Source organism: Microbulbifer mixtoriginis (SeqCode) (assembly GCF_052466765.1).
In genome coordinates this window covers 763,443-787,091 of sequence record NZ_CP174289.1, presented here as the reverse complement: position 1 = coordinate 787,091, position 23,649 = coordinate 763,443, and the positions used below count along the sequence as shown (strand labels likewise).

The following is a 23,649-nucleotide window of genomic DNA, read 5'->3' as shown; positions in this document are numbered from 1 at the left end:
CTTTTTTATTGTCTCGCAACATACTACAAACAATAAATAAATTCTCGCTGGCTCCGAAAAATGGCAGGTTTCGTCTATAAGGGCGAGAGATGTGAGCAAGCGATAACAACAATCAGGAATGGGAGAAGAGAGTTGGACATTGATCGCAGCATTCTCGATGTATTTAAAGGCGCTTGCGCCAAATTTGGTGACCGACCGGCTTTCACCTGCCTGGGGCGAACTCTGACTGTCGGTGATATCGACACCTTGAGCGCGAAATTCGCATCTTATTTGCAAAATCACACCAATTTGAAGCCCGGTGATCGCATCGCTATCCAGCTGCCCAATGTACTGCAGTACCCTGTAGTTGTATTTGGTGCTTTGCGAGCTGGACTTGTGGTCGTCAATACCAATCCGCTGTATACCCAGCGTGAATTAAAGCACCAGTTGAATGACTCCGGTGCCAAAGCATTGGTTGTACTGGCGAATATCGCTGATACCGCTTCGGCTGTTGTTGCTGAAACCAGTGTGGAGAAAGTGATCGTTACTGAGATCGCAGACCTGCACAGCCCTTTAAAGCGGGTTCTGATCAACGGCGTTGCCAAGCACATCAAAAAAATGGTGCCGGAATTCTCTTTTGCCCAGCAGGTAAATTTCCGTGAGGTACTGACTCTCGGTGCACAGCAGGGCAGTGAGGATGTTGAGCGCGCACCAGAAGATATCGCCGTGTTGCAATACACCGGTGGCACCACCGGTGTTGCCAAGGGTGCGATGCTGACCAATCGCAACCTGGTTGCCAATATGCAGCAGGTTCTTGAAGCGTTTGGTAGTGGTATGAAAGAGGGTGAGGAGTTCTATATTGCGCCGCTGCCGCTCTACCATATTTACGCTTTCACTATCCATTGCATGTGCCTGTTCTCTACCGGCAATCACTCTCTGCTGATTCCAAACCCGCGCGATATTCCCGGCTTTGTGAAAACCCTGAAAGGGCAGCGCTTTACCGGCTTTGTTGGCCTGAACACCCTGTTTAACGGCTTGATGCTGAATAAAGATTTTGCCGAATTGGATTTCAGCAAGCTGCACTCCACGGCTTCTGGTGGTATGGCTCTGACCAGAGACACTGCCAAGCGCTGGGAAGATATGACCGGCTGTGTGGTTATGGAAGGCTACGGTATGACCGAGACTTCTCCGGTTGTTTCTTTTAACCCCACCGAGGGCGTACAGCTGGGTACTGTGGGTATCCCGGTTCCGGGAACTGAAGTTAAAGTCGTGGATGAAAACGGCAACGATCTGCCGAATAACTCTCCCGGTGAGCTCTGTGTGCGTGGTCCCCAGGTAATGAAGGGATACTGGCAGCGCCCAGAAGCTACTGCCGATACCCTCGATAGTGAAGGTTGGTTGAACACCGGTGATATGGCGGTGATCCAGGATGATGGATACATCAAGATTGTGGATCGCAAGAAGGACATGATTATTGTGTCTGGCTTCAACGTATATCCCAACGAAATTGAAGATATCGTCAGTGCCCATCCAAAAGTGACCGAAGCCGCTGCAATTGGTATTCCCGATGAAAAAAGTGGTGAACAGGTGAAGCTTTTTGTTATCAAGGCTGACCCGTCTTTGACTGAGAAAGAAGTTATCGCTTTCTGTCGAGAGAATATGACGGCATACAAGGTGCCGAGAAAGGTTGAGTTCCGTGAAGATTTGCCAAAGACTAATGTCGGTAAAATCCTGCGTCGTGAACTGCGCGATGAAGAACTGAAGAAAAAGGATGCTATCGGCGCTTAGTTATAAGTTTATCTGGCAATTAATTGGCGGATAACTGCGACACAAGGATGTGTCGCCAACGATAGCCGTTTCCTAAATCCCGCCCTCTAATAAGCCTGTTTAAATCTGCCATTCTCCGCTGGTCTCAACTGTTTCAATATATTTTCAGTTGCGACTAGAACACTCACTTAAGTGCATACTTGAAAAGGTGCTCGGATCTTTCCGTTGTTAATACTTTCGTGACCAACTTTTTTTATTGTTAATTTCCTTATCTTTTTTTGGGAAAACCTAGTGAAGTTAAAGTGACCATTTATTAGTAGGCTGCCCTCGCCCCGATGTGGTGTAGAAAAATTCAGGCCTTATGGAAGGGGGCTCTCTATAACGCGTGACAATTATCTAGGATTTGCTTGGGTATTTTTATCTTGTGTAGGGGGAGTTTAGCTTTTGTCCGATTGCCATGCCTCGCGATTAAAGTGACGGCAGGTGCTGCAAAACTGAATGAATCAATTTCCAAAGAGTTTACAGTGGTGGCAAGGTCGATGAGAAGGATATGGACTCTACGGCAGTAGTACCGATGGTATCACTGCCGCAGAGTGGCTGGAGAGGGGATTATTTACGGGCTTCGGCACTCGCATCGCGAATTGCGCGGAACTCGTTGCCCTCATACCAGTTGGGCCAATCGCGGCTGTTGGCCAGTTTCAGACCTAGTTTTAGGCCAAGCTGCAGGTCCATTGCCGAACCCTTCAGGTTCCAAGAGGGGTCGTATTCATCGCCAGGCTTGTGGTAATGCTGGCTAACATACTCGGCACCCTTTGCCTGGGCCCACTCGCGGCCATGTTCAAAGTTGTCGCTGCCGGAGTCGAAATACAGCATGGGCACGCCTTTCTTCGCCAGGCTGAAATGATCTGAACGATAGAAGTAGCCGCGCTCTGGGTGCTCTTCCGGGGCTAAATAGCGGCCTTGTCCTTTGGCGGATACCTCCAGCATTTGCTCCAGCTCACTGCTGCCATAACCGATTACAGTAATGTCGCGGGCTGGGCCCAATACGTTCATGGCATCAAAGTTAATGCCAGCAACGGTTTTCTCCAAAGGAGCGACAGGTTTTTCGGCGTAGTACTTGGAGCCAAGCAGGCCTGACTCTTCAGCCGTTACGGCAACGAACAGCAGCGAGCGCTCTGGGCGATCCAGCTTCACCGCCTCAGCGGCCATAGCGATTAAACCAGCGGTACCGGTGGCATTATCGACGGCCCCGTTAAAGATCTGGTCTTCACCATCTGCATTTTTGTTAACGCCCAGGTGGTCCCAGTGCGCGGTGTAGACAATCACCTCGTCGGGGTGCTTGTTGCCCGAAAGCTTGGCAACCACGTTGCGAGAATTAGACTTCTTCAGGCTGTTTTTCAGTTGTACGCTGGCGGTTATCCCCAGAGCCTTGGGTTTGAAGCCCTGAGTTTTGGCTGCGTCCATTTCCTTTTGCAGATCGAGGCCGGCGGAGCGGAATAGCGTATTGGCGGCTTGATTGGTCATCCAAGCTTCAATAGCAACCCGGTCTGCATTCTTATTTTCGGCTTCGAGGCTGACTTGCGCACCGGACCAGGAGCCACTAACCACTTCCCATGGATAGCCCGCAGCACCTGTCTCATGAATGATAATCGCACCGTCAGCTCCTTGGCGGGCGGCTTCCTCGAACTTGTAGCTCCAGCGGCCGTAATAGGTCATGGCATTGCCATTGAACAAGGCCTTGTCCTGGGTCGCGTAACCGGGGTCATTCACCAAAATAACCGCAGTCTTGCCTTTCATATCCAATCCGGCGTAATCGTTCCAGTTATTTTCTGGAGCGACAATGCCGTAGCCCACAAATACCAACTCGCTGTTCTCCAGGGAAGAGCCTGCGGTCTGTCTTTGGGAGAAGGCCACCATATCGTCTATTGGTTGCAGGTTTTGCTCGAAACCATCGCCTTTGAATGTCAGGGGAGTGGTTTCAATTTCCATTTCCACGATAGGGACTTGCTGGAACCAGCTGGGTTTGCCGGCCGCATCCATTGCCCCAGGCTCCAGGCCCAGCGCCTTGAATTGCTCTGCCAGGTAATTCACGGTGAGTTCTTCACCCTTGGTAGCGGGAGCGCGCCCTTCAAACTTGTCGGAAGCAAGGATCGCAATGTGTTTGTGTAGGTCTGCAGCTATGGCATCGACCTGAGCCTGTTCGGCTTCACCGAGAGATAACTTGGCACCGTCAGCATGGTGGTGTTCGGCATGGGCTGCGTTGTGATCAGCCTCCGGCTTGGCCGCTTCAGTGGTACTTTTGCCACAAGCGGTTAGTGCGCTGCCGACGGCAATGGTCAAACCGAGGCGACGCCAAAGAGTAGGGATTCGCATAATTATGTCCTGTGAGTCTTGCTCAGACACGGATTATGCACGATATAGAGCAAACTAACGACAATTCTTCGGTAGTAGGCTAGTCAAGCAGGCTGGTACCGCTGGAGGAGAAAAGGGAGAGCCCGCGCAAACTAACGCGGGCTCTAAAGGATGTTTGTAAGTGAAGAGTTGGGCTGGGATTACTCGCTGCGCAGCCACTGGCCTTCAGTGGATTGGTCTTGATAGTTAATCCAGACCTTGTCGTAGCCCGTGGCTTCCTTCGCTGCTTTTAGGGCTTGGTTGTCTTTGCTGTTGGTGGGTACCTCAAAGACGTACTGGCTGCCAAGGGCTTGGCAGTTGGCGTTACCGTAAGCCCAGGGTCCGGTAGAGGCAGTGGCGACCCAGCTACCGTCGGTTACATTCTTGCAGGCGAAGCTGTATTGATTGCTGCAGTTGGCATCATTCCAACGTCCGTTACCCCACTGCATTGCACAGTCTTCATTGTTGAGGTTATTGGGTTCGTTCTGATCCCAGGACCAGATTGCGGCGGCGATACGGCCGTCACTAGTATTCATATTGTCCAGGTTGATAATGTTATGACCCTGGGCAAAGCCATTGCGTACATCGTTAGCGGTGATCCTCTCAATACCGCCATTGAAGATTTCTCCAATGGTGCCGATAGTGGTGCTGTCTTCCCAGACGCGACCGATCTCACCGAGGCCGGTAAATGCCATATTCTTCATGCTGTTATTACCCGAGCATCCGCCATCTTTCCATACGACAACCTGTTTTCCGGCAGCCAGCACCTGATTCTTGGTCAAGGTGCTTGGAATACTCTGGCAGCCGCCGCTGTAGTAGATTCTGTTGCCAAAGCGGCTGGTAATCTGGTCGTAAAGATCCTGGTGGCGTCCGTCGGAGTGGTCTTCGATGTATAGGATAATAACCTCATCCTGGTTGGCGCTGTCCTCAAGCCAGGCTTTCACCTCATTAAAGCCCTCGGTAGCATACTTGTCGTTCAGGCTGCAGAGCCCATGGCAAAGCAGCAGGCGTTTGGGGTAGGAGAAGAGGTTCTCCATTTTTGCCGTCCAGTGGACGTCCAGTTCAATAAACCTTGCTCCCATTCGCAGTTGATCCTTAATGGAGTATTCCTGCTGGGGGTCGAGATAGCGGCAGCCAACGGAGAAATTACAGGCTCGATAGACCTCTGAGTTGTAAGTGTTGTGGGTGCCGAGAATATTATTCTCACTCATTGGGGTGTGGTTATCGATTTTACGTTGCAAGTCCAGGGCTCTGCCTGTCCAGCTATTTTGAAAGTCGGAAACTGTGTCTGCCCATAGTGGTGAACAGATAAGCAGCGACAAAACGGCTGTAATCTGGATTGATTGCATGATATTGAGTTTCATTATTATTCTCCGGGGGCTTTCTGGATGGATAGCCTTTTCGTTCGTTTGGGGTTTTAAGATAAAGAGAGAGATTTTTAATCTTTTATGCTCAATTATTTTGCGGAACCCTATTGGTACCTTTTTATTGTTTTCTTTTTTTACTATGGGCGGAATTTTCTGTCTAGAGAAAGTGGTGTGATTTAGCAGCTTTTGGGATATTGGTTTGGTTTTGTTGGGATTGCTTGGATAGAAAGTTCCAATATCCCATTGATAATGTTCTGCAGTGACCAGGCATTTCATTTTTGCGGGATTTTTTAATACAAAAATACTCCAGTTAAGGGTCGCTATTGATGCCATAGGGCAAAGTTGTTGGCATGATAAACCCCTTATGCCCACTTGCCTCGGAAGCTGTGTAATGGGTTGGTGGGTCTTTTTTTATTTTTGGCTATTGCCATAAGCCATAGATGTTTGATCTGAACTTTTTGCTCCTTTTGCTTTAGGAAGGGGGTGGGAACTCAGGATTTGAAGTTGCGATACTATTTCATCCAATTTTAAGTGGATTTATGGGGTGCCAATATTGGGCTATTCTGAATCAATAAAATCTATATTTTTTTAAATTTTATATTGCTCTTTGGTCGTCCTCCAAGATAGCAGTACTTGCATATGATTAGTTGCTTTTGGGGTGTTCTGCAAAGTGTACATCGGTTTGACTTGAGTTTAAGTGATTTCAGCTTTTATGCTTTTTTGTGTTCTTGTAAATGAGGTATAAAATTTTATGTGTTACAAGAGGGGAAAGTATATTGCTCTCCAATTTAATGTGAAATAATTGCTGGTGCTAAAAATGATAAAAATAAAGTGTTTGTTGATAAGTTTATTCTTTGGTTTTTCTGTTGCTGTTAATGCGTATCAGTCAGCGTATTGTGCCGATCCCATTCTGGAAGTAGATTTTGATGGAGTTGTGATTGCTGGTTCCAAGCAGAGACTAGTGAATGTTGCCCTCAGTGGGGAACCAATGCGGGTGGGCTGGGATTTGGATTTCGATGGAGATAAACAATCAGATCTCACGCATTGGTCAGATGCACAATTTACCAGTGTGGTATCGGGAGAGGTGGCGACCAAGGTCCAGTCTGTACACCGACAAATTCCCAGAGTTGAGGATGGAAAAATAGAGCTTTCCACAGATTTTGGGCAGTGGCATGGTCTGCTGGATAGTCGTGGGATTCTACTCGGACGTTTTGAACACTCCAATAGAATAAATGAAGATCGCGTCCATTCAATCTGGTGCTTTACCGAGCCCACTCGTAAAACCTGGCAAATGGTGTTTCAACATGATCGCACCGGTAACACTATCGAAGGTAAAAAGTCCCAGTTAGTGGATGCTGTGGAAGGAGGGTGGGCGATACGGCTTGGTAGGCTAGATTTGACAAAGGAAAAATTAGAAAAAGAAATTGCTGCAAACAAAGTAGCGGAACTTTTACCTATCTCAGTGCAAATTTCACCTGAGGGAGAAGTCATTGCGCAATTACCGCAAACTTTTCTTCCAAAGCATTTCCTGGATTCCAGTATTAACCAATATGCAAAAAGTAAGGTTCTTTGGGGGGCTAAAGTTAGTACTGCAGGTGAGCTTGATTTAATTTGGGAGGATTTACATAGCGGGCAGATCTCTCGTCAACGGCGCAGCCAGATGGGGCTGGCCTGGTTTGTTGAGCGACCTGTAAAGTGAATTGCTGATAGGCTCAGCTTTATTTCGGAGAATGCCCCGGCTTATTGGGCCGGGGCTCAAGCTGATTTGAAATTACTTCAGGATTTTTAGGGTCTCGCGTATTGGGAACAAAATATCGCGGGCTAATTGCTGGCTGCGGGCTGGGGACCACCCCTCTACAGGGTCAGGCAGGTTGTCGTTATCCTTAAATGGCATTTCCAGGGTCAATGCCAGAGTGCGGAACTGATGACCGGCCCAGGCGGTGCCAATGGTAAGGTTGGCTTCGCCAGGTTTGTCCAGCTCATAACCGTGCTCGGTTTGAAAGTCGGGGCTGATAGCCTCGTAGGCCTGTTTAAAGGTTTCTTCCAGTTTTGCATGGCGCTCGTCATAGCCGGGAATACCTTCACAGGCAGCAACGAAGTTATAGGGAAGTGCTTCGTCTCCATGAATATCTAAGAAGATATCCCCGCCGATTTCCAACATCTTTTCCCGAACGAGGAATACTTCCGGGCTGCGATCCATGGTGGGATTGAGCCACTCGCGATTCAGGTTGGCACCAGCGGCATTGGTGCGCAGGTGGCCGCGAACGCTGCCGTCGGGGTTCATATTGGGGACTACGTAGAAAACGGTATCTGCCAGCAGTTTCTGGGCTTGAGGGTTGGCATCATCCAACAGCGCCTCAAGGAAGCCCTCTACAAACCACTCCGCCATGGTTTCTCCGGGGTGTTGGCGTGCAATCATCCATACCCGATGCTTGGCGGTTTCGGCATCTCCGATAGTGAGCATGGTCATATCGCGTTGGTCGAGCGTTTTGCCAAGGGTTTGGATTTTTACCCGCTCATTGCTCTGAGCCCAGGCCAGCAGATCCAGGTGGCGCTCCCAGGAGTAAGGTGCGAAGTAAGCCAGGTAAATACTGGGCTCATCCAGGGTTACGGTAAAGTCGAGAGTCTTGCCATCGTAATTGGCGCCGATGCGGAACCAATTCTGACGGTCATAGGAGGCGCACACCCGATAGTTTTCCCAGCCTTCCGGGTAGGCGGATTTACCTGCATTGGCAATACTCAGTGGATAGCTTGCGCCCACCTCACCCTCTAGTCGAAAGTGAAACCACTGGTAGAAATCGGAGTTATTATCCTGGCGTATAGCCAGCTGAATAGGGCTGCTTTCAGCGTTGATCACTTCGATATTGCCGCTGTCAAAGGCACTGGTTATGTACATGTAGTGAGCTCCACTCTTGTTGTTGGGCGCAGGATACAGCTCTGGAGGGATTTTTTCAGGGGGAGAGTGGGGGATTTCGCCACTTGAGGGTGCAATTTTGCGCTTTCTGAAATTAAAAAAGCACGGTACCGAATTCGATACCGTGCTTTAGCCATTCCATGGCGGCACCCGCTACGACTACTGCTCCCTGAAATTTCCGGTGTCGGACCCCTGGCGACTGCTCACTGCCCGGCCTGATCACAAGTGCGTCAATCCACACTGTCAGAAATCGACTACATCTCCTTAACATCCCGCAACAAGTGCTGGTTAAAGTTTAGGCAGTTCGATTGGGCAATTGTTGTACGTTGGTGCAGATAGGCGTAAATTTGCTTATCTTTCACCCCGTCGATAATGAGTTGATTGAGAGCTGTAGGGGAGAAACACGAAAGCTTGGCGGAGCCCATTACAGGGGAAGTATCCGCCTGGACAATATTGTCAAAGTTAATAATAGAGGTAGGCCATGAATAGAAATCTAAAGCGTGGCATTGTATTCAGCGGTTTGCTGACCGTGGTGATCAATATGAGTGCTTGTGGTTACTTCCTGTATCCGGAGCGCAAAGGGCAGAGTGGTGGACGGGTTGACCCGGCTGTATTGATACTAGATGGGGCCGCACTGTTATTTGGCATCATCCCCGGTATTGTGGCTTTTGCGGTAGATATCACCAATGGCACCATTTATTTACCGCCGGGGAGTAGCTCTGTAATCGACCGTCACGTCAGTAGCCTGGATGGAGGCGAAGTGCGTCAGGTAATCGACGAAGAGGGGCAGGCCTGGCTTGAGATGCCGATAGAAACTTTCACCTCGCAAGAGAGGACCCTGCAAAGCCTGGGGAAAACCTTATCTGATGTCACCGAAAGCCAGATCGATGCCAGTGATATCGTTTGGCTAGAGGACTCCGCAGCCTTGCGGGCTGCAACTGCCACCCAGACCGCATCGCGCTAAATTTTTTCGCTTTCTTTCCTTCATTTATGGGGACTACAAGTTGGCACTTGTAGTCCCTTTTTCCTGCGTCTCAATAAGCGCTGGTTCAATATAGGCCTTCTAGCGCCAAAGGAACCACGCTGGCTGCCAGTAAAAGGCCCATGGTGATATTAAACAGTCTCAGGTGGTTGGGTTTAGTCAGAAAGCGCTTTAGCCCTATACCAAAGAACAGCCAAACAGCGACACAGGGACCGCCTATGGCTATAAAAGCTAGGGCGATCTGCAATATGTCTTTCCACACTTCGCCATTTGGGCTTGTGAATGCTGCTAGGGCACCTATGGCCATAATCCAGCCTTTGGGGTTGACCCACTGAAAGGCGATGGCCTGAAAAAATGAAAAGGGGTGGCGATCGCTGGCGGAGTCTATCTCGCGTGTTGAAGCGATCAGCCAGGCCAGATATAGCAGATAGCCAATGCCTACCCAGCGGATAATCTCGTGAAGTACTGGAAATTGGCTGAAGACTGAGCCGAGGCCCAACCCTAGAGCAATGACCATTGCGGGAAACCCAAGCCAGATACCCAGCAAGTGTGGTAAGGAGCGGCTGGCGCCGTGATTTAATCCAGAGGACATGATCATTAAGTTATTGGGGCCAGGGGTGATACTGGTGGAAAAGACAAAAAGGGCAATGGGCAACAGCGTTTCTATCAAGGGGGCCTCAGGGTCCATTGTGGGCATCATGCTAAGATGCAGGCAAAACCAGAGAAGCACAAGTGAAATTGATCGACAGCCATTGTCATTTTGATTTTCAAATTTTCGAGACCGATCGGGCTCAGGTCTGGCAGCGCTGTGTCGCCAAGGGGATCAGTCAACTGATTATCCCCGGTGTTTGTAAATCCCAGTGGCAAAGGCTTGCGCTGTTGGTTGACGGTCAGCCCCATTGGCATGCGGCTGCTGGAGTCCATCCTTGGTGGGTGTCAAAAAACTGCCAGGAAGATGAAGAGTGCATCAATGAGGTGCAACTGAACCGTGCACTAGCCGAGCATCTGCAGCAGTATCGCTGTATTGCTGTCGGAGAGTGTGGCCTGGATGCCGCTATAGCAACTCCGTTGGAAAAACAAATTGCTGTATTTAAAACACAGCTAGAAGTTGCCAGTGACTTACAGCTACCACTGATTTTACATGTGCATCGGGCGCACAACGAAGTACTTAAGCTATTGAAGCAATACCCTCTACCAAGGGGAGGAGTGGTACATGCATTTAGTGGTAGTGAGCAGATGGCTATGGACTACTGGAAAATGGGCTTTTATTTGGGCGTTGGTGGCACTATCACTTACAGTCGCGCGGCCAAAACCCGCAAGACCGTTACACGTATGCCGTTAGAGAGTCTGATACTGGAATCCGATGCACCCGATATGCCACTGGCAGGGCGGCAGGGACAGCGAAATAGCCCAGAAAATCTGCCATTAATAGCCGCCGAGTTAGCGGCGCTGCGCGGTATTTCTTTACAAGAAATTGCCAGCGCAACACGAAAGAATACTGAGATATTATTTGCCCTATGAGTTTTTCTGCAGAGCAATTCAAGAAGCAGTTTCCACTTTTTGCCCAGGGGGAAAATGCAGGTTTAGTCTACCTGGATAATGCAGCTACCACGCAAAAACCGCTATCCGTTATTAATGCGATGCGGGATTACTATATTCACAGTAGTGCCAACACTCATAGATCTAGTCATCGATTAGCGCGCAGGTCTACTGAAATGGTCGAGCAGGTGCGCAATGAAACCAAGCAGTTTGTGAATGCCGTTAGTGCCAAAGAAATCATTTTTTGTCGCGGCGCAACTGAGGCCCTGAATCTGCTCGCCCATTGTCTTTGCAGTGAATTACTGCCTGGCGATGAGATAGTTATTTCCACCGCTGAACATCACGCGAATATCGTACCCTGGCAGATGATGGCCAAGCGCCATAATCTGATTCTGCGCTATGTGCCCCACACTGCAGGAATTCCCCAGTTTGATCGACTGGGAGAGGTGTTGAACGATCGTACACGAGTGGTTTCTCTGACCGGTGGTTCCAACTCAATAGGTTTGCGTCCAGATCTCTCATTAATTCGAAAATTGTTACGACCTTGGCAACTTAAGTGGATCGTGGATGGCGCTCAGTTGGCCGCTCATGAAGAAATTGATGTACAAAAAATTGGTTGTGATTTCTTTGTTTGTTCCGCACATAAGTTTTACGGCCCCAGTGGGATCGGTTTTCTCTTCGGGCGCGAAACCCTTTTGGAGTCAATGCCCCCTTGGCACGGTGGGGGTGAGATGATCGCGGAAGTAGAATTCCAGCAGAGCCACTATGCCGAATTACCTCATAAATTTGAGGCTGGCACATCACCTCTGGCTGCAATAGCCGGGCTGGGGGCGTCACTGGATTTCCTCTCCCGACAGGATCGTACCGCTATGGCCGAACATGAACAAAGACTGACACACTGGCTGCACCGGGAACTCAATGCATCCCCAAACTTTCGTTTGATCAGTCAAGCTAGTCACAACCTCGGAATAATTTCATTTGTGCCGGTCGAAGGCAGTGCTACGGATTTAATGCACTGGCTGGATGAGCGGGATATTGCCGTGCGGGTGGGGCATCACTGTGCGCAAATACTGGGGCGAACCAGTGGCAATCAGGTTACGGTGCGCGCCTCTATAGCGGCTTATAACACCGACGATGATATCAGGGCATTTCTGCAGGCGTTAGAGGACTATTGCGAGGTCCAACAGCTGGTCACATCTGGGGTAGAGGTTCACTCCAAAAGCTGGGCAAGAGATGATTTTTCCCTGTTGCAACTTGAGCGTCTGGCCTCTCATCAAAATTGGCAGGGGCGTTATCGTGAGCTATTGCAGTGGAGTAAAGTGGTTACCCGTAAGCCCGAGATCCGCAATCCGGAGAATCTCGTTCGTGGCTGCGAATCTGAGGCCTGGTTAGTACACAGGGAAATAGATGGGCGTCACTTCTTTGGACTCGACAGCGATAGCCGGGTTGTGAAGGGGCTCGGGGCACTGTTGCTTTCTCAGATAGATGGTTGCACTTCGGACGAGGTCCAAGCATTGGACCTGCCCCAACTATTTAATGAATTGGGGCTGAGTAAGCACTTGAGTCAGTCTCGCAGTAATGGGTTCTATGCTTTGATGCGCCGCGCATTACATCAGATAGAGAGCGGCGCAGATCGGTCTTGATAGGGTTATACACCTTGGTTGGCAGGGCTGAGGCTTGGGGCTCTACCGGGCGTTTTAGCTTTCAGGCCGAACAGTAATCGCAGCAAGGACACCCGCCGAATGATAAATTCATGAATAGCGAGACACCCTATCACCGTTATTAAAAAGACCAGTAGGGGCTCGATAACCGGCCCCATGGAAAACTCTTTCAACTTAAAGAGCGCCGCAACGGTAATTGTCTGGTGCAGGATGTACCAGGGGTAAACTGCCTCTGTGGCATAGGGCAGCCATGTAAACGGGCGGTAGAGGCAGTAGTGTCCCCAAGCTAATACTGTAAGTAGCCAGAACCAACGATTGGCATAAATCACTATCAGTTGAATTAAAGACTGCCCAGGAATTATATCCTCTTCCAATACCTGATCGAACAGCAGGAATAGGCAAAAACAAAGCGGAGCCCCAATCAGCAGGAAGAAGCGCAGGCGCACTAGCAGTTTCCATGGAGCCTCATTGCTGACAAGCAGGTAGCCGAATAGAAAGAAAGTGAAAAATTGTGCATGGGTATACCAATCACCAACAACGGCGTAGTTAATTCCACCAAAAAGCGGGAAGAGATAGAGGCCGTATAAAGTGAGGGGTAGCAGCGGCATGAATAGAAGCTGCCAGGCTCTAAAGCGAGATAGCCAGTTTCCTAGTCCTGGCCCGTAGGTATGCAGAAAATAAGATACTGGAATAATGGCTAGCGTGTAGCAGAGCAGGTAGGGTAAATACCAGAGGTGATTCCAGGTGAAGCCAACATGGCTACCTGCAAAGCTCTCGGTCGGCCAGGGTTGAAACGTAAAGTATTGCCAGAGGAAGCTTAGGTAACCTGGCTCTATGACGCCGTTGGAGAGCGCCTCATAGTAAGCTTGTGGTGGCACTATAACCAGTATGCCGAAGAGAAGTGGGATAAGTAGCTGTCGCAATCGCCTCAGCAGAAACCGAGCGCTCCCAAGCTTAGCCAGCAGAAAGTATGTTGCGGCCCCAGAGATCAGGAACAGCAATGGCATTCGCCACTGGTTAACTGCCAGCATCAGGATCTGCAAAGGTTCACTCTGGTAAGTGCTCTTTACATGCCAGCCCCATTCAGCCACATAGGCCATCCCCAGGTGATACAAAATGAGTAGGGCAAAAGCGAGCACGCGCAGGGCATCAATGTCATGGCGGCGATGAATGTTTTTTTGCATGGCGTCCTTCATTTGGATTTGAAACAAGTTTCGCTATGTTCCTTGGGAAAATACCCTGTCTGCTATGCAAAGGACGTGAGATGCATTGCTAAAGGTGTGAATGGTGGTTTTCAGGGATGAGTTGAAGCTATGCTACCGGCAAAAATGCATGGGGATTGGAATAAATGACGGTACAAATGTACCTGGCGCGCAGGCGGCAATTTGAAATAGGGCTCTGCATTCTGTTCTTATTCGTACTATGGCTGGTGCAATTTACAGTAGTGTACCTGGAGCATCTCGGAGCGGAGTCCAGATTTAAGCCTTGGGAGTTTTTGGTTTGGGAGGGCACCAGTATTCTGGTTGTGGGGCTGTTGTTCCCATTGATTCTGATCTGGGATCGTCGCTTTCCCCTAAGTAAGGAAACACTTGCTCGACATTTATTTATACATCTACTGCTGACCCTGCCTTGGTCGCTTTTACATGTTGTTGCTATGGTGGCACTGCGTACGGCGATCTACTACCTCGAAGGTGGCTCCTACAATTTTGGACACTGGGGAATTGAATTTTTCTATGAGTACCTGAAAGATTTTCGTACTTATGGCTTTCTACTGGGGGCTGTTTATTTATATCGTTTTCTCCTACGCCGCATACAAGGTGAGTCACTAGAACCCCCGGATGAAGGGCGACCTAAAGACTCTATTGAGCGCCCGGAGCGCCTTTTAATAAAGAAGCTGGGTAAAGAATTTCTGGTGAATGTAAGAGATATCGAGTGGGTGGAAGCCGCTGGGAATTATGTAAATTTACATTTGGGAGAAAGAATTTACCCCCTTCGCGATACCATGGCAAAATTACTGGAACGTTTAGACCCAGATGACTTTGTGCGAGTGCACCGCTCTTATATTGTGCGTTTGGATTCCATTGCCGAGATAGTTCCCCTTGAAAGTGGAGATGCGCGTATTTGCTTAAAAGGTGGCCAACAAATCCCTGTAAGTCGTCGCTACAGGGATCTGCTCAGGACTCAGTTGAGGTCGGCTTAGCTTGTGCTTTTTGCCTGTAGAAGCCTTTCTATAGCTCGGGAAGCTGCCACAAAGCCAAAAGTGCCGGTAACCATGGTGGCTGCACCAAAGCCACCACTGCAATCTAATTTAACCCCATTCTGCATGGCGCTTTTCTGCTGGCAAACGTCACCATCGGGTTTCGGGTAAACCATCGACTCGCGGGAGAAAATGGCGTCCACACCGAACTGCCGTTTGCTGCTCTTTTGGAAATTGTGAAAACGATAGAGATGCTGACGCACCTTGGCCAGCATGGGGTCGTTGATGGTGCGACCGAGATCCGCACACTCAATGGCCTGTGGGGAGCGCTTACCACCGGCGGAGCCAACGGTGATCAGGCGCAATTTTCGCGCTTTGCAGTAGGCAACCAGCGAAGCTTTAACTCGCGCATTATCGATGGCGTCAATAACAATATCCAGACAATCTCTATCGGGGTCGATCAGCTCGGCCAGATTGTCTGTGGCGATAAAGTCATCGATAGAGGTGACCTGAATCTCCGGGTTGATCTGCCTGAGTCGGTCGGCCATGACCTCGATCTTCATGTGTCCAACCGTTGAGGAGAGGGCGTGGCACTGGCGATTAGTGTTGGTGATACATATATCGTCGAGATCAATTAGTGTCAGGGCGCCTACACCACTTCGGGCAAGTGCCTCAGCGATCCAGGTACCCACACCGCCGATGCCGATAACTAATATATGGGCCCGATTCAATATCTCCAGGGCATGGTTACCATACAGGCGGGCGATACCGCCAAAGCGTTGTAGGTATTGTTCAGACAGACTCATTGGGGCTCTTTTCCGATACTTCTTCCAGAAAGCGGTGCTTGTCTACCGCAGAGGGCAGTAAACAACTACTGCGCCGGCCAAACCAGCGGTAGCGATTGCGCGCTACCAAATCGTAGAGCCAATCCCGCACTGAGCGCGGAATGTAGCGCAAAACCACAAGATAACGCCAGTAGCCATCAAGGTTGGCTGAGATACGAAGGGCCGCCTCACTCTTATGGTATTGCTGGAAGCAATCTCCCTGTCGCTCTAATAGAATCACGCTCTCATAGGTTTTCAGGGGTAGCCCAAGCTTCCTCAAGTAGTGCTGGCCAGCCTGGGACTGTACTCGGCAGAGCGTGAAGCGACAATGAGGGTCGTACTTTATGAGCAGATGGCTCCAGCCGTTACAAAGGTTACACTGGCTGTCGAAGAGGACGATTTTTTCAGGAGGAGAGTGGGGCATGGGGAAAATAGCGGCCCGGAGGCCGCCAATATCTTTAGTGAACGTGACCGTGATCGATTTCTTCCGCGGTTGCGTCGCGCACTGAGATAACTTCGATCTCAAAGTGCAGCTCCACTCCGGCCAGAGGGTGGTTGCCGTTAATAGTAACTTCATCGCCATCAATATCGATAATTTCGACTTCAATGGGGTGGCCATCGGTGCTCTGGGCGTGGAAAGCCATGCCAACTTCGAGCTCTTCTACACCGGAAAAGGCGCTGCGGGGCATAGTTTGGATCAGCTCTGGGTTTTGCACGCCGTAACCTTCCTCAGGAGAGATCACCGCAGTGAACTTGTCCCCTGGTGCTTTTTCCAGCATTTCCCGCTCAAGGCCAGGAATAATATTGCCCACGCCCTGTAAGTACTTAAGCGGCTCCCCATTTGCGGAGGAGTCGATGACCGTTCCGTCAGCATCTTTCAGGGTGTAGTTGATTTCCACAACTGTGTGGTTGGCAATCTTCATGGATAGTCTCTGATTGAAGAGTGAGTGAATTAGCGCTTACCGCTGCGCTGGAAAACGGGAGGTAAAGGCTGTGAGGATGCAATTGTATTGAGAGGTTACATACGCCGCAACTTGTGCGGCGCAAGTGGGGTTAACAAGCGATGGAAAGGTCTTGCTCACAGCCACCGTAAAGACTACTCGCTGTTTGTATAAGACTTGTACTAAGCTGCCATGGAAACCCCAGCTCTTCCAAGCGCGCTTCCAGATATTCGAGCAGGGCGTCAAACAGAGCTGGATTCAGGCCGCGAGCCAGAAAGCTGGCGCGACTACTGCGATCAGGCTCGGGCTGTTCAGAAAAGGCGTGGTTTAGGAATTGTGCTTGGCGGCTTTGTTGTTTGCGATGATCACAGGTTTCGTAACTGGAAAGGTGGCGGCCTATGGTTTCGTAAAATTCATTGACTGTATGACAGACAAATTTAGCACCACCGACCTGTTCTAACAGGCTGTTCATATCTCTCCCCCCGGTGAGCAGTTGGTACTGAAATATAAAATTCCGCAGAGCCCAAAATATTGTGATAGAAAAAATGCACAGGATGCACTGGCTCATTAACGGTACAACATTAATTGCTCAGCAGCGTAAGTCATATTCTCTCGGACTGCCAACGTGCTTTAAGAAAATTGTCATTTTGTTCGACAGGTAGTAGTCCAGTTTGCCTTTATCTACGCCAAATAAAAAATTGCTTTTAAGATAGTGTTTTTTATCCCTTTATTCTGAGTTTTTTAGCGTAGATGTTAGACTGCACGCTTGAACTAAATAAAAAATTTGCAACTGATTGGATTAAATTATGGCAAGCATTTTTACTCAAATTTTGAATGGGGACTTACCGGGCCACTTTATCTGGAGGGATGAAAAAGCGATTGCAATCATGACCATTTCCCCCATTAAGCCGGGGCATTGCCTGGTAATCCCGGTTGAAGAAATTAACCACTGGGATGATGTTCCAGCCGAGCTTGCGGCACACTTAATGTTGGTTGCACAAAAAGTCGCCAAGGGACTAAAGGCAGTGTATTCACCCAAGCGTGTAGGTGTGATGATTGCAGGGCTGGAGGTACCGCACACCCATATACACCTGATTCCTGTCGATGAATTGACAGATTTTGATTTTTCCCTGCAAAAGAGTGCAACATCTGAGCAGTTGGCTATTGAGGCTGAGAAAATTCGTAGCGCACTCGTTCAGCAGGGCTGTTCGGAGGCAGAGTGTGTCAGAGGTTAATTTCTGAACGCAATTTATAGACTATTTGGTCATCCACGTTGTGCCTTCATAAATTTTCTGGAGGCACTGCATCCAATTCGTATACTCGGGTAGTCAAGTAATACGTAACAGTGATAATTACGAGAATTTTGCAATGGCAACCATGAAAAAAGCTTTTTTAGCCCCGCTGTTTGCTCTTTTGGCCTTTTTTGTCCTCAGCAACGCCCAGGCTGAAGGAGATAAAAAAGAAACTAAAAGCTTCGATGTCAATGGCTTTACCCGGGTATCTCTACGAGGCAGTTCTCACGTTGAAGTGATTCAGGGGGATCATTTTGCCGTGAATGCCAGTGGTCCGGCTGAAGTTATGCCCCATGTCAAAGCGGAGGTGAAGGGCAACACTCTGGAGCTGTATGTGGATGACAACACTCAACACTGGTTTGGTGTGATTACCATTACCCGTGATAGGGACCAGAAGGTGCACTTCACGGTCACCATGCCAAAGGTTGAGGCATTAGAGGTAGCTGGTTCCGGGCAGGCCGTGGCAGAAACCTTAGAAAGTGAAACCATTGACCTTGGAGTCACGGGTTCTGGTACTGTCCGTGTTGCCAAGGCTGCGGCAGAAAATCTCAGTGCTTACGTGACAGGCTCTGGGGACTTGATTCTGGATAAGGCACTATCGGTCAACAGCGAGATTGCGATCAGCGGTTCCGGCGATATTTTCCTCGGAGGCATCACAGGAGAGAAGCTCTCAGCGGAAATCAGGGGCTCCGGTGATATGCGAGTCGGAGGGCGTGTAGCAGATGTCAATATTCGTATCATGGGATCTGGTGACTTTGTCGGCCGCAGCCTGCGCGCAGATAATGCCAGTGGCGCGGTCATGGGATCAGGGGATATCGTTCTAAAACGCCCGCAAAGTGATTCTTTTTCCGTTATGGGGTCTGGTGATGTTGCACTGGTAGACTAACCACTCTATTGATCTGCATAGTAGGCACTGCCACAGCGCAGTGCCCTCCTCATTAGGGCTAAACCTTCTTCGGCCCAGTTTTCTATTTTGGAAGTGAACTCCCCATGGAATCGCAGGCGACAGGGTCCGGGCAAGTGAGCCTGGAGTACCCTTTAGATCAAGCAGACAAACGCAGTAAGCGTCTCAAGGAAAAGTTGCGTCACTGGGGACGGGGTGCGCAGGAAAAATCTCATTGGTTGGCAGAGCGCCTTATGGACCGCCGTGTCTGTGTTGGAGTGACAGGTTTGAGTGGGGCTGGTAAATCGACTCTGCTTACCAGCCTTATCTACCAGTTGAGTCACCCCCAGAAAGCACAACTACCGGGCTTTGCCCCAGCGTTAAATGGAGACCTTTTGGGGGCGGAGTTAAAGCCCGCTCTCGATTCTGGTCTGCCAGTCTTTGACTATGAAGGCTGCTTGAGTGCTTTGATGTCGCATCCACCGAGATGGCCAAAAAGTACCCGAGATGTATCGGCAATGGAATTGCACATTCACTTGCGACGGCATCGTCGTTTAGGGGGGGGCGATTATAAAACCTTGATCCTGGAGCTGCGGGACTACCCAGGTGAATGGTTGATGGACTTGCCGATGCTGAGAATGGATTTTCGCGACTGGTGTCGCCATCAAGCCCATATTATTGCTAGCGATACGCGCGCGGGGCTGGCCCCGGGGCTGCTGACACGCTTGGCAGCGCTCTCCCCCGAGGCTGAGGCAAAGGAGTCAGAGCTGCAGGCATTGTGGCGGGAATATCGTCAATTTCTATTGGACTGCCGCGAAAAGCGAAAGCTCAGCTATCTGCAGCCGGGACGAGCATTGTTGGATGACGAGGATTATCAGCTATTACCTCTGCTGGATCTCAGAGGCTTTAGTGCCGATCAATTGAAACAGTTGCCTGATGGTAGTAATTATCAGGTTCTGCGTCGCCTTTATGAGGCTTATGTGGAGGGGAAGGTGGCCCCGTTTCTCGAGAGCCATTTTAAACACCTCGATCGGCAGCTGGTCCTGGTGGATATGATCGGCACCCTGTTTGCGGGTGAGCAGGCCTTGGAGGATATGCGTCTGGCTTTTACTCATATTGCCGATACTTTCCGCTATGGAGAGTCTGGGTTCTTGAGTAAGTTATGGCGTCCTAAGGTGAATCGCTTGCTCTTTGCCGCGACTAAGGTTGATCAGGTGCTTGCGGCTGATCACGATGCCTTGCGTCAGCTGCTTGGCCAGCAACTGCAGCAAACTTTTACCGGAGCGCGCCATCGTGGCTTGCCGATCTTTAGTGAAGCCATCGCTGCTGTGCGTTGTTCCCACGAGGATCAGCGTAATGGGCGGCGTATGCTGGTTGGATATGACCTGGATGGTCGCTATCTGGGTTTTGAGAATGCCGAGATATTCTCGCGCCTGCCCAGTGAAAAGAGTGGCTGGGGTCATTATACCGGGGCTGCTCCACCCCAGTTGCGTCCCCCGCAAGGTATGGACTCAGGTTCCATTCCTCATATCCGCGTCGATGCGCTTTTGAATTTGTTGCTTGGAGATAAAGTTTGATGGGTGATGAGAATAAACAGGCTCCTCGCCGGGTAACGCGGATAGAGTCCCTGCAGGAACCAGAAAGTGAAGCCCCTCACCGGGATACTACGCGTGTAGAAACCCTGCAAGAGGAAGGGGAGGACATTCCGAGATCTATTACCACGGGAGAATCACTACCCGATAGGATTGCCTTTTCTGAGTTGCGCCTGCCTGTTTTTCGCCTGAAATGGTTAAAGCCGGCACTGCTTTCAAGCGTAGCATTAATAGTGGCTGTACTCGCTTGGGAATTACGCCAGATGTATACCTGGGCGGCAGATAAGCACTGGAGCCTTGGTATTCTCGCAGGAGTGGTGATAGTGAGCCTTGCAGCGGCAATAGCCAGTTCCCTGTGGGAATTTTTCCGTGCTGGTCGGCCACTGCGCAAGCTGCAAAAAACACAGGCGATGGCGGCCGACATGCGAGAGTGCCGCAGCCATGAAGAAGCGGAATCTCTCCGTCGACAGTTGCAGCTGCATTTTTCAGGAAAACCTCAGGGTATACTGCTCAACCGGGTACTGGATGAGGCACCGGATTATTATGACAGTAGTGAGTTACTGCAGCACTTGGAAGTGACTTTTCTCGATGCACTCGACCAGGAGGCACAACGCCGCGTAGTTCGACACGCGACAGCAACTGGGGCATTGGTAGGTCTCAGTCCTTTTGCCAGTATTGACATCCTTGTTGCCCTGCGCCAATCGTTACGAATGATTGATGATGTTGCACAAATTTATGGCATTCAACCTTCGCTTGTAGTGCGTTGGCGCCTTTTCAAGAAAGTACTTGCGCTGGTGGCTTATAGTGGTGCCAGTGAATATGCGATCAGCGAGATATGGCCAGATTTGGTCGGCGACAGTGTTGTTAGTACAGTTTCTACCCGTTTAGGGCAAGGTGTGGGCGCAAGTTTTTTTGTGGCGCGTATTGGACTTTCTGCGATGCAGAGCTGTAGACCCATCCCTTTTACTGAAAAACAGCGCCCGCGCCTAGGCGCATTGGTTAAACGTATTGGAATCGGGTTGAAAGAGCGGATGCCGGATGTTTTTTCTATGGTCGGGCTTGGCAGTCGGGCTGGCAGCTCCCCCGCTAAGCCCGCGACGAAGTTCACCAGAAAAAGCTGATTTCGTCGCTGCGACAAGGCTCGCAAGATACTGCGGGCCGAATGTTTTCAGGATGTAGTGACGGCCCTACTGGAACTGCTTTTTCATCAGCAGGCGTGTATGGTGGCGATCCACCAATTCTGCCAGGGTGGCAAAGCGTCGTTTGATAAAGGGGGCGGGGTTGTTATTTCCAGCATCGTCCCGATATTCAACGCCTGAGCGGACATGTTGCAGTTCTCGAGTTAACTCGTTTATCGCCGAAAAAATATTTTGAGTATCGTCCTGGCTATGAAAAACGTAAGCGTTATTGGTATCCACCAAGTAGGCGTTACATTCATTTAGCCACTCAAGCCGCTGTTCAAGAAATCGAATTGTATTGCGGATACCGCCTTTATATTCTGGGTTGAAGTGCTCGTTTACATATTTGTCTAGGCTGCGCATGCCTGCCCCGACAAACTGCTCTACCACACTGCTGCAGTATTCTTTTGTGAGATAACTAGGATGGGTATTGGCATTGCTAAGGGAGCTTGAAATCAGCAAAGACAAAAGCCCCAAGGTTCGAAGGATGGCTAAAGAAGGAGAGTTCATTGTCTTGCCCATGGGTTACTCTTTCTAGTGACTGTTATTCTATCCGCCAAACCTGCTCAGTTGTTCTAACACTTTGTTTAGCGAAGTATTTTTTGTGATAGTTGTCACATGAATATAGAAGCGACAAATAGGTGTCAACGGTTATTAAGTGCGGAGTGACAGCTCTGGCGCGAAAGGTGTGTTGTGGGGAAGTATCTCCTGCGTTGTAAGTTAGGTAATAAATTAAAGACAGAGGTTTGCTTTGGCTGAATATGAATTTGATCTATTTGTAATTGGGGCGGGCTCTGGTGGTGTACGAGCTTCGCGTATGGCTGCCGCCCAGGGAATGAAGGTGGCAGTGGCTGAAGATCGCTACATGGGGGGGACCTGCGTAAACGTCGGGTGCGTTCCCAAAAAATTATTCGTCTATGCCAGTGGATTTAAAGAGGACTTCACCGATGCTAGAGCCTATGGTTGGAACAGTTTGCCGGCTGAATTTCACTGGCCAACATTGCGTGAAAATAATGCACGTGAAGTGTCCCGCCTCAACGATATTTATCGAAACCTATTAGCAAACTCAGATGTGACGGTCATTGACGGCCGTGCCAAAGTTACTGGTGCCAATAAGGTGATGGTGAATGGTCGCGAATACACCGCACAGAGAATTCTGGTAGCAACAGGAGGTTGGCCTTTTGTCCCAGATATTCCTGGAAAAGAATTCATCCTGACTTCCAACGAGGTGTTTTCCATGGAAGCCTTCCCCAATAGGGTACTGGTTGTTGGTGGGGGGTATATTGCCGTTGAGTTTGCTGGGATATTTGCTGGTTTAGGTGCTGAGACCCACCTCTCTTACCGGCGTGATTTATTCCTACGTGGCTTTGATCGCGATATTCGCCATTTTGTCCGTGATGAGATGGTAAAAAAGAATATTGATTTGAAGTTTAACCATCAAGTGAGTGCCATTGAAAAGTTGCAAGATGGTAGTTTTTTAGTACATGTCGAGGATGGCTCCAGTTTAAATGTGGACATGGTCCTCTATGCAACAGGCAGAGTTGCCAATACTGAAGGGCTCGGTTTGCAGGAGCAAGGGGTCGTGTTGCATCGCGATGGCACAATCTCAGTGGATGACAATTTCCGCACGAATGTCCATTCTATCTATGCCCTTGGGGATGTTACCGGTGAGCCACAGTTAACGCCTGTGGCCCTTGCGGAGGCGATGGCTCTAGTAAAGCATTGGCGTACTGGAACAACTGCGGAGATTGATTATAACAATATTCCCACCGCAGTATTTTGTCAGCCCAATATTGGAACTGTAGGGTTGTCAGAGGAAGAGGCCAGGGACTCCGGAGTTAGAGTTACCATTTACAAGTCAGAATTCAGACCAATGCGTCATACAGTAAGTGGGAATACCGAGCGCACCCTAATGAAGTTAGTGGTCGATGCCGACACTGATAAGGTGATTGGTGTTCATATGGTTGGTGATGATGCTGGTGAGATTATCCAGGGCTTGGCTGTTGCTTTGAAAGCGGGGGCGACCAAAAAAGTCTTTGATGAAACCATCGGAATTCACCCAACGGCAGCAGAAGAGTTCGTCACTATGCGTACACCAGTGCAGTAAGGTGTTTATCTGGTAGTGGATATAATTTGTGGTGA

21 protein-coding genes are annotated in these 23,649 nt (G+C 49.7%); 11 read left to right on the top strand and 10 right to left on the bottom strand.

Annotated features, from left to right (window positions below):
• Positions 1–132: 132 nt before the first annotated feature.
• Positions 133–1,767 (top strand): AMP-binding protein, encoded by a 1,635-nt coding sequence (locus ACJJIV_RS03330; RefSeq protein WP_444890747.1) that lies wholly within the window; start codon positions 133–135, stop codon positions 1,765–1,767.
• Between the two features lie 588 nt (positions 1,768–2,355).
• Here the strand turns inward: ACJJIV_RS03330 and ACJJIV_RS03325 are convergent.
• Positions 2,356–4,119 (bottom strand): M28 family metallopeptidase, encoded by a 1,764-nt coding sequence (locus tag ACJJIV_RS03325; RefSeq protein ID WP_444890746.1) that lies wholly within the window; start codon positions 4,117–4,119, stop codon positions 2,356–2,358.
• A gap of 179 nt (positions 4,120–4,298) precedes the next feature.
• The gene (locus ACJJIV_RS03320) at positions 4,299–5,501 is read right to left on the bottom strand and encodes a phosphatidylinositol-specific phospholipase C domain-containing protein (protein ID WP_444890745.1); all 1,203 of its coding nucleotides are present in this window, start codon (positions 5,499–5,501) and stop codon (positions 4,299–4,301) included.
• An 820-nt stretch (positions 5,502–6,321) separates the two neighbouring features.
• On the opposite strand from ACJJIV_RS03320, the gene ACJJIV_RS03315 reads away from it, so the two are divergent.
• Complete coding sequence (locus tag ACJJIV_RS03315) at positions 6,322–7,203, top strand: hypothetical protein (RefSeq protein ID WP_444890744.1); 882 nt, start codon at positions 6,322–6,324, stop codon at positions 7,201–7,203.
• A 72-nt stretch (positions 7,204–7,275) separates the two neighbouring features.
• On the opposite strand, the gene ACJJIV_RS03310 is transcribed toward ACJJIV_RS03315, so the two are convergent.
• On the bottom strand, positions 7,276–8,400 hold the full coding sequence (locus ACJJIV_RS03310) for a M14 family metallopeptidase (RefSeq protein WP_444890743.1): 1,125 nt from the start codon (positions 8,398–8,400) through the stop codon (positions 7,276–7,278).
• Between the two features lie 499 nt (positions 8,401–8,899).
• Here ACJJIV_RS03310 and ACJJIV_RS03305 point away from each other — a divergent pair, with 499 nt between their 5' ends.
• Positions 8,900–9,382: a hypothetical protein gene (locus tag ACJJIV_RS03305; RefSeq protein ID WP_444890742.1), complete on the top strand. Its 483-nt coding sequence runs from the start codon at positions 8,900–8,902 to the stop codon at positions 9,380–9,382.
• Between the two features lie 85 nt (positions 9,383–9,467).
• Here ACJJIV_RS03305 and ACJJIV_RS03300 read toward each other — a convergent pair whose 3' ends face one another.
• Positions 9,468–10,100, bottom strand: a complete 633-nt coding sequence (locus ACJJIV_RS03300) for a LysE family translocator (protein ID WP_444890741.1) — start codon at positions 10,098–10,100, stop codon at positions 9,468–9,470.
• 32 nt (positions 10,101–10,132) lie between these two features.
• On the opposite strand from ACJJIV_RS03300, the gene ACJJIV_RS03295 reads away from it, so the two are divergent.
• Both ACJJIV_RS03295 and ACJJIV_RS03290 read left to right on the top strand, forming a co-directional pair.
• Entirely contained in the window at positions 10,133–10,921 is a 789-nt protein-coding gene (locus ACJJIV_RS03295) for a TatD family hydrolase (RefSeq protein ID WP_444890740.1), read from the top strand.
• The gene (locus ACJJIV_RS03290; RefSeq protein WP_444890739.1) at positions 10,918–12,582 is read left to right on the top strand and encodes an aminotransferase class V-fold PLP-dependent enzyme; all 1,665 of its coding nucleotides are present in this window, start codon (positions 10,918–10,920) and stop codon (positions 12,580–12,582) included. Before ACJJIV_RS03295 ends, ACJJIV_RS03290 begins: the two co-directional genes overlap by 4 nt.
• 5 nt (positions 12,583–12,587) lie before the next feature.
• Here the strand turns inward: ACJJIV_RS03290 and ACJJIV_RS03285 are convergent, their stop codons facing one another.
• Entirely contained in the window at positions 12,588–13,784 is a 1,197-nt protein-coding gene (locus tag ACJJIV_RS03285) for an acyltransferase family protein (protein ID WP_444890738.1), read from the bottom strand.
• Between the two features lie 164 nt (positions 13,785–13,948).
• On the opposite strand from ACJJIV_RS03285, the gene ACJJIV_RS03280 reads away from it, so the two are divergent.
• A complete protein-coding gene (locus ACJJIV_RS03280) occupies positions 13,949–14,800 on the top strand; it encodes a LytR/AlgR family response regulator transcription factor (protein ID WP_444890737.1) in 852 nt (283 codons plus the stop codon).
• Here the strand turns inward: ACJJIV_RS03280 and tcdA are convergent.
• The 4 genes from tcdA to ACJJIV_RS03260 form a co-directional block, all read right to left on the bottom strand.
• Positions 14,797–15,603 (bottom strand): tRNA cyclic N6-threonylcarbamoyladenosine(37) synthase TcdA, encoded by an 807-nt coding sequence (tcdA, locus tag ACJJIV_RS03275; RefSeq protein WP_444890736.1) that lies wholly within the window; start codon positions 15,601–15,603, stop codon positions 14,797–14,799. The two genes, ACJJIV_RS03280 and tcdA, sit on opposite strands and share 4 nt — an antisense overlap.
• Positions 15,590–16,045 carry a thiol-disulfide oxidoreductase DCC family protein gene (locus ACJJIV_RS03270; protein ID WP_444890735.1) on the bottom strand — a complete coding sequence of 152 codons (456 nt, stop codon included), beginning with the start codon at positions 16,043–16,045 and terminating at the stop codon, positions 15,590–15,592. The genes tcdA and ACJJIV_RS03270 overlap by 14 nt, the downstream gene beginning before the upstream one ends.
• A 34-nt stretch (positions 16,046–16,079) precedes the next feature.
• Complete coding sequence (locus ACJJIV_RS03265; protein ID WP_252085360.1) at positions 16,080–16,544, bottom strand: FKBP-type peptidyl-prolyl cis-trans isomerase; 465 nt, start codon at positions 16,542–16,544, stop codon at positions 16,080–16,082.
• A gap of 130 nt (positions 16,545–16,674) precedes the next feature.
• The gene (locus ACJJIV_RS03260; RefSeq protein ID WP_252085361.1) at positions 16,675–17,034 is read right to left on the bottom strand and encodes a globin family protein; all 360 of its coding nucleotides are present in this window, start codon (positions 17,032–17,034) and stop codon (positions 16,675–16,677) included.
• A 334-nt stretch (positions 17,035–17,368) separates the two neighbouring features.
• Between ACJJIV_RS03260 and ACJJIV_RS03255 the strand changes: the two genes are divergently transcribed.
• The 4 genes from ACJJIV_RS03255 to ACJJIV_RS03240 all read left to right on the top strand — a co-directional run bounded on the left by ACJJIV_RS03255 (position 17,369) and on the right by ACJJIV_RS03240 (position 21,450).
• The gene (locus ACJJIV_RS03255; RefSeq protein ID WP_252085362.1) at positions 17,369–17,797 is read left to right on the top strand and encodes an HIT family protein; all 429 of its coding nucleotides are present in this window, start codon (positions 17,369–17,371) and stop codon (positions 17,795–17,797) included.
• Between the two features lie 133 nt (positions 17,798–17,930).
• Positions 17,931–18,740, top strand: coding sequence for a GIN domain-containing protein (locus ACJJIV_RS03250; protein ID WP_444890734.1), 810 nt, complete (start codon positions 17,931–17,933; stop codon positions 18,738–18,740).
• A 104-nt stretch (positions 18,741–18,844) separates the two neighbouring features.
• Positions 18,845–20,314 carry a YcjX family protein gene (locus tag ACJJIV_RS03245; RefSeq protein ID WP_252085364.1) on the top strand — a complete coding sequence of 490 codons (1,470 nt, stop codon included), beginning with the start codon at positions 18,845–18,847 and terminating at the stop codon, positions 20,312–20,314.
• Positions 20,314–21,450 carry a TIGR01620 family protein gene (locus ACJJIV_RS03240; protein ID WP_444890733.1) on the top strand — a complete coding sequence of 379 codons (1,137 nt, stop codon included), beginning with the start codon at positions 20,314–20,316 and terminating at the stop codon, positions 21,448–21,450. The genes ACJJIV_RS03245 and ACJJIV_RS03240 overlap by 1 nt, the downstream gene beginning before the upstream one ends.
• Positions 21,451–21,516: 66 nt before the next feature.
• On the opposite strand, the gene ACJJIV_RS03235 is transcribed toward ACJJIV_RS03240, so the two are convergent.
• The gene (locus tag ACJJIV_RS03235) at positions 21,517–22,029 is read right to left on the bottom strand and encodes a hypothetical protein (RefSeq protein WP_252085366.1); all 513 of its coding nucleotides are present in this window, start codon (positions 22,027–22,029) and stop codon (positions 21,517–21,519) included.
• 229 nt (positions 22,030–22,258) lie between these two features.
• Between ACJJIV_RS03235 and gorA the strand changes: the two genes are divergently transcribed.
• On the top strand, positions 22,259–23,614 hold the full coding sequence (gene gorA / locus ACJJIV_RS03230) for a glutathione-disulfide reductase (RefSeq protein ID WP_252085367.1): 1,356 nt from the start codon (positions 22,259–22,261) through the stop codon (positions 23,612–23,614).
• Positions 23,615–23,649: the final 35 nt, after the last annotated feature.